13 protein-coding genes are annotated in these 15,717 nt (G+C 57.0%); 7 read left to right on the forward strand and 6 right to left on the reverse strand.

The features are described 5' to 3' along the window. Positions 1–6: 6 nt before the first annotated feature. The 5 genes from HPDFL43_RS04515 to HPDFL43_RS04535 form a co-directional block, all read right to left on the reverse strand. A complete protein-coding gene (locus HPDFL43_RS04515) occupies positions 7–567 on the reverse strand; it encodes a TRAP transporter small permease (protein ID WP_210165619.1) in 561 nt (186 codons plus the stop codon). A gap of 24 nt (positions 568–591) precedes the next feature. After that, on the reverse strand, positions 592–1,566 hold the full coding sequence (locus tag HPDFL43_RS04520; protein ID WP_007196077.1) for a TRAP transporter substrate-binding protein: 975 nt from the start codon (positions 1,564–1,566) through the stop codon (positions 592–594). A gap of 23 nt (positions 1,567–1,589) precedes the next feature. Beyond that, entirely contained in the window at positions 1,590–2,873 is a 1,284-nt protein-coding gene (locus HPDFL43_RS04525; protein ID WP_007196078.1) for a TRAP transporter large permease, read from the reverse strand. Positions 2,874–2,877: 4 nt separating this feature from the next. Next, complete coding sequence (locus HPDFL43_RS04530) at positions 2,878–4,407, reverse strand: amidase (protein WP_040449065.1); 1,530 nt, start codon at positions 4,405–4,407, stop codon at positions 2,878–2,880. Positions 4,408–4,524: 117 nt separating this feature from the next. Continuing rightward, entirely contained in the window at positions 4,525–5,505 is a 981-nt protein-coding gene (locus tag HPDFL43_RS04535; RefSeq protein WP_156970187.1) for a LysR substrate-binding domain-containing protein, read from the reverse strand. A 736-nt stretch (positions 5,506–6,241) separates the two neighbouring features. Here HPDFL43_RS04535 and HPDFL43_RS04545 point away from each other — a divergent pair. From HPDFL43_RS04545 to HPDFL43_RS04555, 3 genes are read left to right on the forward strand one after another with little or no spacing between them, the layout of a single operon-like run. Further along, complete coding sequence (locus HPDFL43_RS04545; RefSeq protein ID WP_040449631.1) at positions 6,242–6,598, forward strand: DUF3489 domain-containing protein; 357 nt, start codon at positions 6,242–6,244, stop codon at positions 6,596–6,598. Further along, positions 6,595–7,044: a DUF2924 domain-containing protein gene (locus HPDFL43_RS04550; protein ID WP_007196083.1), complete on the forward strand. Its 450-nt coding sequence runs from the start codon at positions 6,595–6,597 to the stop codon at positions 7,042–7,044. Before HPDFL43_RS04545 ends, HPDFL43_RS04550 begins: the two co-directional genes overlap by 4 nt. A gap of 3 nt (positions 7,045–7,047) precedes the next feature. Then, entirely contained in the window at positions 7,048–8,793 is a 1,746-nt protein-coding gene (locus HPDFL43_RS04555) for a recombinase family protein (RefSeq protein ID WP_007196084.1), read from the forward strand. On the opposite strand, the gene HPDFL43_RS04560 is transcribed toward HPDFL43_RS04555, so the two are convergent. Next, positions 8,794–9,999: an IS256 family transposase gene (locus HPDFL43_RS04560; RefSeq protein ID WP_007196085.1), complete on the reverse strand. Its 1,206-nt coding sequence runs from the start codon at positions 9,997–9,999 to the stop codon at positions 8,794–8,796. It abuts the gene before it with no gap. A gap of 857 nt (positions 10,000–10,856) precedes the next feature. On the opposite strand from HPDFL43_RS04560, the gene HPDFL43_RS21250 reads away from it, so the two are divergent. The 4 genes from HPDFL43_RS21250 (at position 10,857) to HPDFL43_RS04580 (ending at position 15,714) form a co-directional block, all read left to right on the forward strand. Then, complete coding sequence (locus HPDFL43_RS21250) at positions 10,857–11,615, forward strand: TylF/MycF/NovP-related O-methyltransferase (protein WP_007196086.1); 759 nt, start codon at positions 10,857–10,859, stop codon at positions 11,613–11,615. 289 nt (positions 11,616–11,904) lie between these two features. After that, entirely contained in the window at positions 11,905–13,026 is a 1,122-nt protein-coding gene (gene wecB / locus HPDFL43_RS04570; RefSeq protein ID WP_007196087.1) for a non-hydrolyzing UDP-N-acetylglucosamine 2-epimerase, read from the forward strand. A 323-nt stretch (positions 13,027–13,349) separates the two neighbouring features. After that, positions 13,350–14,435: a nucleotidyltransferase family protein gene (locus HPDFL43_RS04575; protein WP_052093155.1), complete on the forward strand. Its 1,086-nt coding sequence runs from the start codon at positions 13,350–13,352 to the stop codon at positions 14,433–14,435. A 40-nt stretch (positions 14,436–14,475) separates the two neighbouring features. Then, entirely contained in the window at positions 14,476–15,714 is a 1,239-nt protein-coding gene (locus tag HPDFL43_RS04580; protein WP_007196089.1) for a polysaccharide biosynthesis protein, read from the forward strand. Positions 15,715–15,717 lie beyond the last annotated feature (3 nt).

Genomic DNA, 15,717 nt, shown 5'->3' on the forward strand with positions numbered 1-15,717 from the left:
AATCGTTCAATCGAGCTCGGTGCCCGTTTCATCCAAAACGTCATCCCCGGCCCAACGGGCGAAAAGATGGATGAGAATGATGATCATGGACAGGGGCACGGCCACTGAGATCCACACCATTGGTATCCCAAGGGTATCCGCTGTCAGCCCCGATTGGCGCGCAAGGTAGCCCTTTGCGAAACCGCCCCGCAGGCCGATGAAGCAGAAATAAACCACCGGCAAGACAAAGATCAGCACCGCCGCGCTTTGGATCGCCTCCGCGAGAAGCCCAAGGTAATGTGGGCGTTTGGGAAAGACGCTGTCCATCAGAACAGCATCCGAGCGTGTCTTGAAGGACAGGGTCGCGCCCAGCAATCCGGTCCAGACCATTGCATAGCGGGCGACATCTTCGGTCCAGACGGGGGGAGAAGAGAAGACATAGCGCGCGATAATCTGCACGACGACCGTCAGGAACATCACACAGACTGCAAACACGGCCACGCGGCGTATGATCAAGTGCAGGCGGTCGCTGGTGCTGATGATGAAATGCTGCATTTGACTTCCCCGGTTATGCAAGAGGCGGGCCACGTCATGCGGCCCGCCCATATCGGTTTAGCGGTTCTCGTCAGAGAGTTTCTTCCACAGAGCCGTGTCCTCGGCCGACATCAGGTCGGAATTGTAGACCGGCAAAGAGGCTTCGCGGAAGACTGCGCGCTCTTCGTCGGTCAAGCGCTGGACGGTCACGCCTTTTTCCTCGAGAGCTGTCAGGCCATTCTCAGACGCTTCGGCAAGCCATGCACGGGTTGCCGCATCGGCTGTTTCGACGGCGGCATCCACAGCGGCGCGGTCGTCATCAGACAGGCCGTCATACCATGTTTTGGACACGATCACAGCGCGCAGCGGCCAGATTACATCTGCCGTGGCGAAGTTCTTTACAAAGTCGGTTTGTCCAAACATTACAGGGATGAAGGGCGAGTTCAGGTAACCGTCGATCACACCGGTTTGCAGACCCGCAGGCACTTCGCCCCAAGGCACGATGGTGCCGCTCGATCCCCATGCCTGATACATCGCGATCTGTGCATCATCCAAGGCACGCATCCGTAGGTCTGACATATCCGCGGGCGAGCGCACGGCCTTGGTTGTGGTGATCACGCCAGAGGCAGGCCCGAGCGGCGCAAGCGCCAGCAGGATTGCGTCTTGTTTAGCAAGGTTTTCGTTGACGCGCGTGTAGACATCCCCGGCAGCCATTGCACGGTCCATATGGTCGATGTTGTCAAAGATATAAGGCAGGCGGACGCCATAGATGAATGGATCAACCTGCGCAACCGCGCGCACATCGGACAGCGAGACTTCAAGCAGACCAGTTGAGACCTGATCGAATTTTTCGGCTTCATTGCCCACAGAACCGCGCGGCATTTCCCGCACTTCCATGCCCGCCTCTTTCAGCGCATTGCCAAAGGCATATGCCCAGTTATACGAGCCAGAGGTTTCCAGATCCGGCTTGCTGTCCAATGCGATTTTTACCTCTGCGGACGCAGTTGTGGCCATCGCGAGCAATGCCGCGAGTGTAAGTGCCTTGAGTTTCATTGGTAGTCCTCCCTTAGGTTTGGTTAGTTCACAGAAAACCCGAACAGGCGTGGCAACGTGAGGCTGATTGCGGGCCAATAGACCAGCGCCAGCAGGAGCATCACCTGAACGAGAATGAAGGGCAGCACAGCGTAGGCCAGCCGCCAGTAGTTAAGATTTGTCAGCGCCGAGACGACCACGAGGCATTTGCCCAAAGGCGGCGTGATCAGGCCGATGCACAGATTGAAGCACAGCACAATTCCAAGCTGAATCGGGCTGATGCCTTGCTCCATCGCCTGCGGAGCAAAGAGCGGGATCAGCAGAGTGAGGGCGACGGGCGTGTCCATGAACATGCCCGCGATCAGGAATATGATCACAAGGAAAAACAGGTATTTCGTACCTGTCAGCCCGAAGGACTCCACCCAATTGGCCAGTGCGCTGGACCAGCCTAACTGGCCCGCAAGATACCCCAATACTGAAATCGCAGCGAGGATAATAAAGATCGTCCCGGTCATCTTTGCAGTGGCTTCGACCGCGTCAAAAATCATGCGCCAGTTCAGCCCCTTGTAGAACTGGCCGGCCATGAGCGCGAAAAACACGGCGATGGCAGAGCCTTCAGTCGGGGTGGCAAGCCCAAAGACCAGCGAGCCAAGGATCACTACAGGCAAGCACAAAGCAGGGGCTGCGTTCAGCAAGCTGGGCAGAAAGCGCGGCAGGTCGTCGGATGCACCGCCTGGATGCCCCTTCACATGCGCGATGACTGCGTTCAAGATCATCAGCGCAGCGGCAAGCATCAGGCCGGGGATCACGCCTGCAATGAACAAAGCTGCAACAGAAGCACCCGTCAGGCCGCCATAGATGATCATGATGATCGACGGAGGAATGATCGGGCCGATCATCGAAGACGCCGCCGTAATCGCGCCTGCATAATAAGGATCATAGCCGCGTGCCTTCATCTCGGGCACAAATGTGCGGGACAAGGCGGCACTATCGGCAATCGCAGAACCTGAAATGCCTGCGAAGAATACACTCGTGAGAATGTTCACATGACCCAGACCACCGCGAAAGCGTCCGACAATAGACATGGCGAAATCAATCAGGCTGCGGGTCACCCCTGCGCGGCTCATAATCTCGGCCGTCAGGATAAACAGCGGCATTGCCATGAAGGCAAAGACGTCGAGCTGTGCAAAGATGCGCTGCGGCAGGATCGACAGAAACTGGGTTTTATCAACGGCGACAAACGTCAGGACCGAGACCGCCCCCATGAGATAGGCAAAAGCCGTGCCACTGATCAGCAGGATGATGAAAACTATCGGAACATACCACATCACGCTACACCGCCGTTTGCAGGGACGCGCGCGCCGATTGCCCGGATTCGGCTAGGATCGGCGGGTGCGTCACGATCGACCGCAGATTGATCTTCGAAAGGGCAAGGGTCTTCATATCGGCCAACGGGCGTGCCGTTTCTGCTTCGGCAGCAAACAGACCTTCGATGGCCTTTGCTGCGCTCAGAAGCTGTTCGTCGCCTCGCACCGCTCCTAGCATCTGGAGTCCAAAGGGCATGCCAAAAGCATCGCGTCCGCAAGGCAGCGTAATCGCAGGCCCCCCGCTAAGCGAACCGCGATAGCACAGCGCCAGCCAGCGATAGTAGATGTCCATGTCCTGCCCGTCGATCCGGGAAGGGTGTGATTGGGTCCACGGAAAGGGTGACACCGGCGAAGTCGGCAGCACAATCACATCAACTTCGCGCATAAGCGCGTTGAAACGGCGCAGAATGCGAGTCTGCTCATTGTGCGCCCAACCGCGATCCGCCAGGGACATGGTCTGACCGAGCGCAACATTCTCGTTGATATGCGGGCCGAAGCCGTCGGGGTCTTCTTGGACACCCGCGCCAAAGGCTGCGCCAAAGCTTTCGGCCCGCAGTACATCAAAGCAGCGATCCATATCACCAAGATTGAGGTCAACAAGGCGGCATTCTTTGACGTGCGGGCGCAGCAGATCAAGGCGGGCACGAAATGTCTGGCGGATGGTCGGTTCGACAGGGGCGCCACCAAAATCTTCGCTGAACCCTACACGCAGGTCTTTCAGGGACACTGGAGGCAATGCTTCGAAGCGATCCGGCACTGAAGAAACGGACAAAGGATCGTCCCAATCATGCCCCTGACAAACCCCTAGCATCAACGTCAGGTCATCCATTGTACGCGCCATTGGGCCCAACACCGAAATCCCTGACCACCCCAAGGGGCGCGTTGGGTGGGCGATCACACCAACTGACGGGCGATAGCCAACGATGCCGCAAAGGGCCGCGGGCATCCGGAGCGAGCCGCCCGTATCAGAGCCGGTGCACAGCGGCAGCAAGTTGGCCGCCAGCGCCGCGGCCGAGCCACCCGACGAGCCACCCGCAATCAAATTGGCATCAAACGGGTTGCCTGTCGCACCCCAGACGGGATTACAACTGTTTCCTCCGGCCCCCACCTCGGGAACGTTTGTCTTGGCAAGAATAATGGCGCCCGCCGCGCGCAGGCGTGCGACCATTGGCATATCATCGTTAGGCACATGACCCCTTGCGCGGATGCTGCCATGCGTGGTCAGCAATCCCTTCGTGTCCTGCAAATCCTTGACACCAATTGGCAGACCATCCAGCGGCCCCATGGGCGTGTCAGACTGCCAGCGCCGTGTCGCCTCTTCGGCGCTGACAACAGCGCCTTCGACGTCCATCGCCGCCAAGGCATTAATTTTGGGATTGAACTGCGTTATCTGCTCTAGGCAAGCTGCAAGATATTCGCTCGGCGTCAGGGATTTGGCCGCAAAAGCGGCTAGTACATCACCAGCGGAGAGCGCGCAAAGCTCGGAGCTGCTCACGAGCGCGCACGATTCTTTAAGTTGATACGAATAGACACAATAGCCCTCCCAAACCGTGTGTTTGGTTAAGCTAAAAGATGATCTTGGCAATTAATAATGAAAAATATGTCGGAAACATTAACTAAACGGAATGGTTTCGATATCTTGCGTCGCTTGCCCCAGACACTTCAAGAACAAGACAAGCGCCACATTCTGTGCGATCTGGTCTGTTCGCCAGAAGCACCGCACCTCTGAAAGTAAATCATGCGTATCCAGCGGCAGCGTGACCAACTCGCCGCGCCCAGCCTGCGTCTGTGCCAGCCGCTGTGGCAGCAACCCAAGAACCGGCATGGCTCGCAAAAGTTCGGTATTTAGCGCCAGTGACAAGGATGAAACTGTGTTCGTGGGCGGCGATAATCCATTTGCGGCAAAAAGCGCATCCACGGCTTGTCTGGCGACCGAGTTTGGTTTCGGTAGTATCCAAGGGAAATTTGCAACATCCGCCCATTTGACGGCAGCCTCTTGTGCAAGCTGATGATCGCGCCCCGCGACGACGACGACTGGTTCAGAAAACAAAGCCATTTGATCAATACCAGCCAGTTCCTGAGGCTGCCAAACCCGCGCAATCAACAGATCCAGTGCGCCAGCTTCAAGTTGCGGCAATAGTTCGACGAAATGTCCTTCGGAGACCGAAACGTTTGCCTGTGGCGTGCTGCGCTTGAACAAGGAAATCGTGCTGGGCAAGAGTGTCGGCGCAACGGAACTGACGACACCGACCGCAACAGAGCCCGACACACCGCTTGTCATCGCCTCGATATCAAAGGCGGCGCGATCAAGTTGCCCAAGCGCCTGACGCGCATGTTCAGCAAGCCTCGCGCCGATCGGCGTCAGGTAAAGCCTGTTGCGATCCCGGGTCACGACGGGCACGCCAACGATCTTTTCCAACTCGGCAATTTGTTTTGACACGGCTGGCTGCGTCACCCCAAGCGCTTCAGAAACCCTCGCGATTAGTTTCAGATCCGACAACGCAACAAGAGCACGCAAGTGCCGAAGTGTAATCCCCTGTTGAAAACCCTTTCGCAAAATTTGTGCTACCTCCGCGTTGATAACTTGCGCCAACTCCGCCTTTATAGGGTCATATGCTATCTCGGACAGGCAAATGATTGGTTTTCACACCACTGGAGCCAACCACGTCAAATAGACCAGAGTTCAACATCACACTATGTGTCGCCAGCGCTTGGTCCATAACCCGCCTGGGTACACCAAGTGGCAAAGCCAGCTTCTTCAATGGCTACAGCTGATGAAAGGCATGGACGTCGTCACCATCAACTCGAAGACAATGTGCGCCAATACAAACTTCAATCCGGCAAAAGTCTTATATGAATTTCAGCTTGCACTGAAGCGGTCAGGGCGCATCATAACCACAGAGAACGTCGGGTTCACGAACATGGTGTTTCACGCCGCCGCCGCGAACAGAACAAAGCGGACCTTGATGACAATCCACTGAACGGCGGTAGAGTCCGCAACGCAGCCGCTCGCTCGGAGCGCAGCAAACGACCGCTTCCCGCCCTTTAAGGACATCAACCGGGTATGAAGCGAATGACCGCTTTCGGTATTAGAGTCCCGTTACGCGGGTGACCGTTTCGGGGGCGTATTGCGGTCGTTCTGAAAGCGACGGCCACCCCTGGGTTCTCCGCTCAGCAACCTTTCGGAACTCCCACTGGACTTCCACGTCAAAGCAAGCATTCCTGATGTCGGGTCAGCGAAATCGTGTCGCTGCTGATCCTGCCCGCATAGCGGGCTTCACTCAGTGCGGGGCCGGATGTTCCGGTCCTGGAACCTGAGTGAGATCACGATGAATACGCAGAAGATCGAGAATGACGCAGACCAGAATGCGCTCCCGGGCGCCGCGACAGCGAATGCGTCGAAAAGGAAGCGTGGGGCCACTTCAGCGAAGTCGGGCAACAAAGGCGCCAAGAGCAAGCAAGATCAGTTGGTGGCCCTGCTGTCGAAGCCGAATGGCGTGCGGGTCTCGGTGATCTCGGACCGGCTGGGATGGCAGGCCCATACTGTGCGCGCTGCAATCTCGGGTCTGCGCAAACGTGGGCATGAGATCGTGACGTCGAAGTCCCCAAAGACCGGCGAGATGGTCTACGCGATCAATGCCAACTCGAAGGAGAATGAAGCCGATGCCGCCGAGGCGTCGTCATGAATCGGGCGGCAAGGGCAGGGGAGTTTGTCAAGATCGCTCGCTTCGAAACAATGTCTCGCGAGGACTGCATCGACGAATGGCGGCGTACGATGGGAGGTCAGTCGCTGAAGTATGTCTCGGTGCAGTTCATGCGCAGCGCGCTGGCATATGAAGCACAGATGAAAACCCATGGTGGCCCTTCAACGGCGGTTCGAAAGGCCCTCAAAGCCGCTTTGAAGGCCGATCAAAGAACATCCGAAGGGGGAGGTCGTCCTAGACCGGCTCTCCAATCCACGCTCAGACCCGGAACCCATCTGGTCCGCGAGTGGAACGGCAGGACCTATCAGATTGAGGTTCTGGACGATGGCTTCCAGATGGATGGCAAACGGTATCGGTCGCTCAGCGCCATCGCCAGGAAGATTACGGGCGCTCATTGGTCGGGTCCGCGCTTCTTCGGATTGGGGTAGACCATGAAGAAGATCCGCTGTGCCATCTACACACGGAAATCATCGGAAGAGGGACTAGACCAGGAGTTCAATTCCCTCCATGCCCAGCGGGAAGCCTGTGCCGCCTACATCGCCAGCCAGAAGCATGAGGGCTGGGTGGCATTACCCGAGCACTATGATGATGGCGGCATCTCCGGTGGTACGTTGGAAAGGGCCGGGCTCAAGAAACTCCTCGAGCATGTGGATGAGGGGTTGGTCGACCAGATCGTCGTCTACAAAATCGACCGGCTGACGAGATCGCTTGCAGACTTCGCCAAGCTGGTCGATCGGCTGGATGCAGCCGATGCGTCGTTTGTCTCCGTGACACAATCCTTCAACACCGCGACCAGCATGGGGCGGTTGACGCTCAACGTGCTTCTCTCCTTCGCCCAGTTCGAACGCGAAGTCACGGCGGAGAGGATCAGGGACAAGATCGCGGCTTCCAAGAAGAGGGGGCTCTGGATGGGAGGCACGATCCCGCTAGGCTATGAGCCGGATGGGCGAACGTTGAAGATTGTACCGGAAGAAGCTGAGACGGTGAGAACGCTCTATGATCTCTACCTTAAGCATCGTTCGATCCTCGCGGTGGTGGATCACGCCAACCGGCTGCGGCTGCGCGGCAAGGTAAAGTTGAGGAAGCAGAAGAAGGCTAACATGTGGCCTGACGAAAACAGAAGCGATGCCACAACGCCTTCAACCAACCCTGATGCTTATAGTGTCCCTTTCGAGCGCGCAGCACTTCACTACCTGCTGACCAACCCGGTCTATGCCGGTCGCATCCGGCATAAGGAGACAATCCACGAGGGGCAGCATCCGCCAATCATCGATCCGGATGTTTGGGTTCGGGTCCAGGAGCATATGAAGGAAAGTGCCGGCCGAAAGCGTGGTGAGGGGAAGGATGGGTCAATCATCAGTCCTCTTGCCGGCACGCTTGTTGATGAGACCGGTGACAAGTTCACCCCAAGTCATGCCAGCAAGAAGGGAAAGCGCTACCGTTATTATGTCTCCAACCGCCTGCACAACACTGCCGGGAAAGACGGTAGCAACAGGAAGACCGGTGGCTGGAGGCTGCCAGCCAAGGCGCTTGAAGATCAGATCGCCAAGGCAACCTTGTCCCACCTTCGCAACCGGCTCCCGGTCGATCTCCTGATCAATCCCGCAGCTGATGCACTTTCAAAGATCGGCAACCACCTCGATCTGCTTGATGCGCAGTCGCGCACAAAAGGTCCGAACAGCATCCTGTCCTGCATCGAAAAGGGAACCGTCAGGCCAGGTGCAATCGAGATCAGCCTCAATCCAGAGGCGATCGCCGACACAATAGAGATCTCGGAAGACGAGCTGAACCCGGATGGTCTGGTGCTCAGACTGCCGTTCCAGTTCAGAAAGCGTGGAGTTGAAACGAAACTCACGATCGGGTCGGACACTTCGAAACCAGCCGACACCAACCTGATCCGCAGCATCGCCAAGGCGCATCAGTACTACAGCGCGATCAAGAACGGTCAGACATTTGAGGAGATCGCGGAAAGCGAAAACCTCTCCAAGAGACGGATCATGCAGGTGATCGACCTGGCCTTCCTCGCCCCGGACATCGTCAAGCTCATCGTCCAGGGTGACCAGCCCGATGGCCTTACCGCGAAATGGCTTGGCATCAATCCGCTGCCCTCGGACTGGCAGGCCCAACGGTCACGTCCGTCAAGGTGGTGTAATTTTCCAGATGGCCTGAGGTCATGATCAGGCGGCTTTCATTGTTATGCTGAGGATGGGGTCGATCTCCTCCTTGTCGATCTGGGCGAAGGCTTCGACCATCATGTAGCGGCTTGAAGTCTGCCACTCGTCATTCTGTTCGAACAACACCGCGCCTATGAGACGCATGATCGAGGCCTCGTTGGGGAATATCCCGACGACGTCGGCACGTCGTTTCACTTCCTTGTTCAGCCGCTCGATCGGATTGGTGCTGTGAAGCTTGGTCCTGTGTTGGCGGGGGAACGCCATGTAGGCCAGCACATCGTTTTCGCTGACATCCATCAGATCGGCGAGCTTGGGCCATCTCGGGCGGAGCTGATCTGCGACCCGTTGCCATGTTTCGCCTGCATGCTTGCGGTCTGGCTGATCGAAGGCCTGCCGGATGGCGGCCGCGACGACCGTGTGCTGGCCCTTTGAGACATGAGCCAGGGCGTTGCGCATCCAGTGAACGCGGCACCGCTGCCAGGTTGCCTCGAAGACCCGGGAGATCGCGCCCTTCAAGCCGCTGTGGGCATCGCTGATCACCAGCTTCACGCCGTCAAGACCGCGGGCCTTCAGCGAGCGCAGGAAGTCCATCCAGAAGGTCTCAGCTTCCGAGGGGCCGACGCCAAGGCCGATGATTTCCCTGCGGCCCTCGGTATTGGCGGCAACAGCGATTATGGCGGCCACGCTGACGATCCGACCGCCCTGGCGCTGCTTGAGGTAGGTGGCGTCGAGCCAGACATAGGGCCATTCGCCGGAGAGCGGGCGATTGAGGAACTCGCCGACCCGCTCGTCGATGTCCTTGCACAGCTTGGACACCGTGCTCTTCGAGATGCCGCTCAGCCCCATAGCCTGAACCAGTTCGTCCACCCGCCTTGTGGACACTCCGCCAATCCAGGCTTCCTGTATCACCGCAACCAGAGCCTGCTCAGAGGTCTTGCGGGCTTCGAGGAAGCCGGGGAAATAGGTGCCCTGCCGCAACTTCGGCACCTTCAGGTTCAGCGTCCCCAATCGGGTATCGAGACAACGGTCACGGTAGCCATTGCGCCAGGTCGTCCGCTGCTCGGCCCGTTCGTGGCGTCCTGCGCCGATCAGGCCGTCGACATCGCTCTCCATCATCAGCTGAAGAACAGCCTCGGCAATCGAGCGCAGCAAGTCGCCCTGATCGTGCTTTTGCAGAAGCTCTGAAAGGTCCATATTGGTCTTGGTCATCGGGGTCTCCGTGTGGCTCGTAGTTGAAGCTGCTAACTCCACCTCGACCATACACCTCGATGGCCACCCAGATTACACCGGCAATGCCGATGAAATTACACCACGTGTACGGACACTACCGGCCCAACGGCGCATCCTTGCGACTCTCTGATTGAGCACCAAACCCCAAATACCCCAAGAACCCCGATGGCCTGGTGATGCTCTTTCGGCAAACTGTCAGCCCCAAATTGGCCGACTGAGACTTTCGGCGTTTCAGGGGCCGGGAAAAGCCAAATATCCGGTCTCAGTCACACGAGTGCGCTTGCAAGCCATTGAAATATAGCTGCAATCCGAGCGAGAAAGTAAATCAGATCAAAAACTTGAAAAGAGTGGCTGGGGAACCTGGATTCCCAGCTAAGGGTTTTCTACCCTATCTCAAAGCTCTGAAATAATTAGGAAAAAACGGATCACCTCAGTTCTTGTAAGACAATTGTCATACACTCCTGGGGGACAGTCGTGCAAGACAATTTGCTGGACCACGATTCAAAGGCCGCAAACCGCGACCAAATGGATAGACCTTCTCCGGCGGAGTTTGGAGATAGAATCACGGACGGCGCTTGTCGGATTTTCAGATTTATTTTGGGAGCCGGAAATTCGCGGCCCCAGACCCAGCGGGTGGTCAGCCAGTGGCAAGCTTCCCCTGCAACAAATATTGCGTAGGTGGAAGCGGCCCAACCAAGGAACAGATGTGTGAAGGTCACCTGTCCACACATCAGCGGTCTAACAAAACTAGATCCATTTGTATCAGAGCCAAAAACGGATGCGAAAATTTGAATTATTGGGAGATGGGCCTTCGATTCCTAAGGCGCGGAAAATATATGCTCGAGCGGGCTTCAATTATGAAGCGGATTGATCGTCAAAGAATTCGACTTGACGATCAGATCGCAAGGCTGATGGAAACCGAAGCTGGAAGGGCTGAATACTGGCAACAGCTCGATGTCGCATGTCATGAGAACCCGCTCATGAAGCTGTTCGAGGAAAGTCTTAAGCTTGATGGGGATGTGATCGAATGCGGTGTTTATCGCGGCAACACGACACGTCTTTTAGGCAGACGAATGCGTGACCTCGCCCCGACAAAGAACCTCTTTGCCTGCGATAGTTTTGAAGGTTTCCCGCAAGACCGTATTCTGGACTCCGACCTTGGGCCGTTCCGTTTCCGCTTCAAGATTCGCCGAAAATTTAAGCATGCACTTGATGTGCCTTATAGGCTCACACAGTTTTTTGATGTCTATGGCATCAGAGGCAACATTGTTAAAGGCTTTTTTTCCGACACTTTGCCAAAGCTAACACCTCGCGAATACTGCTTCATTTTTATCGATTGCGACCTTTACGAATCGCACCTTGATTGCCTCAATGTCCTCTACGATCAGCTGGTCCCTGGCGGCGTGATCGTGTTTGATGACTATGCCCAAGCAAAATGGCCTGGAGCTTCGCTGGCAGTGGATGAGTTCTTTGCCGGACAGCCAACCAAACCCGAACGAGTTGCAGGCGAGAGTAAAGGAGTTTGGTTCGTGCGCAAGCCAATTTCCGATAAGAAAATTGTCACAACATATGAGCCGTTACGCATTTACGGTTAAGTTTGCGCAACGGTTTTAGACAGCAATGAATATCGACCCCTTATGGGAGTGAACCTGCGAGCCGGACCACGTGACACAGAAAGGCTGATACGTTTTGAAGGTCTACCCAATTTTGGGCCAGCGTAAGCGAAAATTTCCAGGGGCCAAACAAACCTAGCGCGGCTCACTTTTTTAGTTGTGTGCTTGCAATACAGGGATATGGCATGAAACAAGAAGAAGCCGCAAAGGGGCTTACCATGGCGTTCAACATCTGCAGTTTGGTAGCAAATCGAAAGCCCCAGGGAAACCCATGCTCAAGATTATGACTATCGTCGGAACGCGTCCGGAAATCATCCGGCTGTCACGTATCATCGCCAAGTTCGACCAGCATTTCGAACACGTGCTTGTCCACTCCGGCCAGAATTATGACTACGAACTTAACGAGATCTTCTTTGGCCAGTTGAACATTCGCCGTCCTGACGAGTTCCTTGAGGCCGCAGGTCAGAGTAGCGCCGAGACCATTGCCAATGTCATTGTCAAGTCGGACGCTGCGCTCGAAAGACACAAGCCCGACGCCGTCTTATTGCTGGGTGACACCAACAGCTGCATCGCGGCCATTTCAGCCAAGCGGCGCAAGATACCGGTCTTTCACATGGAGGCGGGAAATCGCTGCTTTGATCAGCGGGTTCCTGAAGAAATCAACCGCAAGATTGTCGACAATGTCTCGGACATCAATCTGACCTACAGCCAGATTGCGCGCCAATATCTGCTGCGCGAAGGTTTCCCCCCCGACCAGGTGATTGTTACCGGAAGCCCGATGGGAGAAGTGCTCGAGCATTACCTCGAGGATATCCGGAAATCCGACGTTCTGGCGCAGCTCGGCCTAGAGCAGGGGCGTTACTTCGTCATCAGCGCGCATCGGGAGGAAAATGTCGACGCCCCGGAACGGCTCTCGGCTCTCATCAGGATCGTCAATGGCCTGGCAGAGCGTAACGGCGAGCCGGTGATCGTTTCTACTCATCCGCGCACGCGCAATCGCCTGGATGCACTGGGACTGGCGGCCCATCCGCTGGTCAGGTTCGAAAAGCCCTTCGGATTCCTCGACTACATCCAGTTGCAGATCCGGGCTCGCGCCGTGCTGTCGGACAGCGGAACCATCACCGAGGAAAGTGCGATCCTGAATTTTCCGGCGCTCAATATGCGTGAAGTGCACGAACGACCGGAAGGCTTCGAGGAAGCGTCGGTGATGATGGTCGGGCTTGATTCCGAGCGGATCCTGCAGGCGCTCGATATTCTCGAACAGCAGCCTCGCGGCGAGGACCGCAGCCTCAGGATACCCAATGACTACCTGCCCACTAATGTGTCCGACAAGATCGTCCGGATCGTCATGAGCTATACCGACTATGTCAATCGCCGGGTATGGCGCCGCTGACGAAAAGGAAAATGCGCCTGTCGACTGGGTCAGGCGGCGCGATCCGCCCGGCCTTTGGCCAGCGCCCCTCTGCCGTCCCGGCCTCTCGATAGTTGTTCCCGCGGATGAGCATTGCTGCAATCGCAGCAGCAGCGGTTTTTGTTCTTCATGTATACAAAAGCGGCAACAAAGGGGGTGGCAAGTCAAACGGGTTGAAGGTAATGAATGCTTTCTGCATCCGCGGCTTTTCAGAGTCTTCGACGCACTCGTTGAAGACGTGCTGCAGACCGGAAATGATGGATGGGGCGCATCGCGGGCGCAAAAATGCTAGGTAGGTGAATACCGTGTATGTCGATATAGAAAAAGTTCTGTTGCTTCCTGACCAGCCGATGCGCGCCGCGATCGAGGCAATCGATACCAGCGGGCTGAAAATCGCGATCATCATTGATGACAGCCGGCGGCTGCTGGGATTGGTAACTGACGGCGACATACGGCGGTCCCTGCTACAGGGGCATGGTCTTGAGACACCGATTCGGGAATTCATGCAGGCCAAGCCGCGGACTGCCAACTGGGGATCCGACAAGCAGGTACTGTTGAGCCGCTTGCGGCATGAGCAAATCCTCCACATGCCGATTGTCGATGACGAGGGGCGGGTCCGCGACCTTGCCTATCTGCCGATGCTCGAGCAGCAGTCCAGCCATCTCAACGAGGTGGTGATCATGGCCGGAGGTCTGGGAACCCGTCTTCGTCCCCTGACCGAGAAAGTTCCCAAGCCGCTGATTTCGGTCGGCGGCCGGCCGCTCATCGACACGATCGTCGACCGGCTGGTGGCGCAGGGGCTGTCCAACATCACGCTGTGCGTCAATTACCTCGGCCATATGCTTGAGGAGCATCTGGGTGACGGATCGCGCTACGGCGCGAGATTCACCTACGTGCGCGAGAACAAGCGCATGGGAACAGCTGGTGCCCTCTCTCTGCTCGACAAGCGGCCTGAAACCTCGTTTTTTGTCATGAACGGCGACATTCTGACCTCCGTCGATTTGATGGCGATGCGCAGTTTTCACCAGGAAAACAACTCGTTGGCGACCATGGCAGTCAACAACTTCAGCTATGAGGTCCCCTTCGGCGTCGTTGATGTCCGGGACCGGCGCATCACCGGACTGAGTGAAAAGCCGCAATGCAACTTCCTGGTAAATGCAGGTATCTACCTGTTTGAGCCGGAGGTGCTTGATCATGTCCCGTCTGACGAGTTTTTCGACATGAACAGCTTCTTTGACCGCCTGATCGATCTCGACAAGCCGATTGTGGCGTTCCCGGTGCGCGAACACTGGCTCGACATTGGTCGGCCGGACGATCTCGAGCGCGCCAACAACACGTTCTCCGCCGTGGCCGGCGGAAAGGGATCTCCGGACACCGGCTCCACCACTTGAGCGCACGCGCTCGCGTAAACACTAAGCAATAGGTGAATTCGTGCCGAACACACTCGCCAGCCTCGCCACCGGACGATCGACGCCACTGTTTTCCGGTGACCTCCGGAAGCTTGCGAGTACACTGGAGGAACGGGTCAAGGGGCGGCGGATTCTGGCGATCGGCGCAGCCGGCTCCATTGGCTCCTCGACCGTTGAAGTGCTTGCCGGCTATGAACCGGCATCCTTGCATGTGGTCGACCAGAACGAAAACGAGCTTGCCGAACTGGTGCGCACCCTCCGCTCGCGTGAACAGGCGCTCGCCGTCGAGGATTTCCGGACCCTGCCGCTGGATTATGGCTCTCCGGCGATGCGGCTGCTTATTCACGAGCAGGCGCCTTATGACATCGTCCTTAACTTCGCCGCCATCAAGCATGTCCGCTCGGAGAAGGACGTCTTCTCCATGTTGCAGATGTTCGACACCAATTTCCGCAAGCAGGCGCAATTGCTGCGCTGGTTGAAGGAGACCGGATTCTCGGGACGCTTCTTCTCGGTTTCGACGGACAAGGCCGCAAACCCCAGCTCCTTCATGGGGGCCAGCAAACGGCTGATGGAACACGTCATGTTCAGCGGCGAGGCGGCCGAAGGACTGGAAGCGACCATTACATCCGCGCGCTTTGCCAATGTTGCGTTCTCCAACGGATCGCTGCTGCAGAGCTTCGAGCGGCGACTGCAGCAAGGCCAGCCATTGGCCGCGCCGCGCGACACCCGCCGCTATTTCGTCTCGCTCGAGGAATCCGGGCAGCTCTGCGCCCTGGCATCGATCTGCGGACCGGATCAGCACATCATCGTGCCGAAGCTCAATCCGGATGAACACCTGCTTCTGCTTGAGAGCATGGCAAGCGGCTTTCTCGAGAAATCCGGCTTCAAGCCGGAAATCATGACCGACGAAGCCGAGGCGCGGGCATCGGTTGGCAGGCTTCGCGCCGAAGGCCGCTGGCCGCTGTTGCTGACGCCGCTCGATACGGCCGGCGAAAAGCCCTACGAGGAATTCATCGCCGAAGGCGAAACTGCGCTGGACGTGGGGTTCAACGAGCTGATGGCGATCGCCTACAAGCCGGCCGAAAAGGGGCTTGTCTCGGCATTGATCGATGACGTCGAGGCGATTTTCCGTGAAGGTGCTACCGCTGCGCGTCCGCCGAGTATCGACAAGGATCACCTCAAGAACCTGGTTGCGCGGATCGAGCCGTCCTTTCTCACGACCCACAAATCCAGCGATAAATCACTCGATCTTAGAGTATGAGCC

Source organism: Hoeflea phototrophica DFL-43, from assembly GCF_000154705.2.
GTDB classification, from domain to species: domain Bacteria; phylum Pseudomonadota; class Alphaproteobacteria; order Rhizobiales; family Rhizobiaceae; genus Hoeflea; species Hoeflea phototrophica.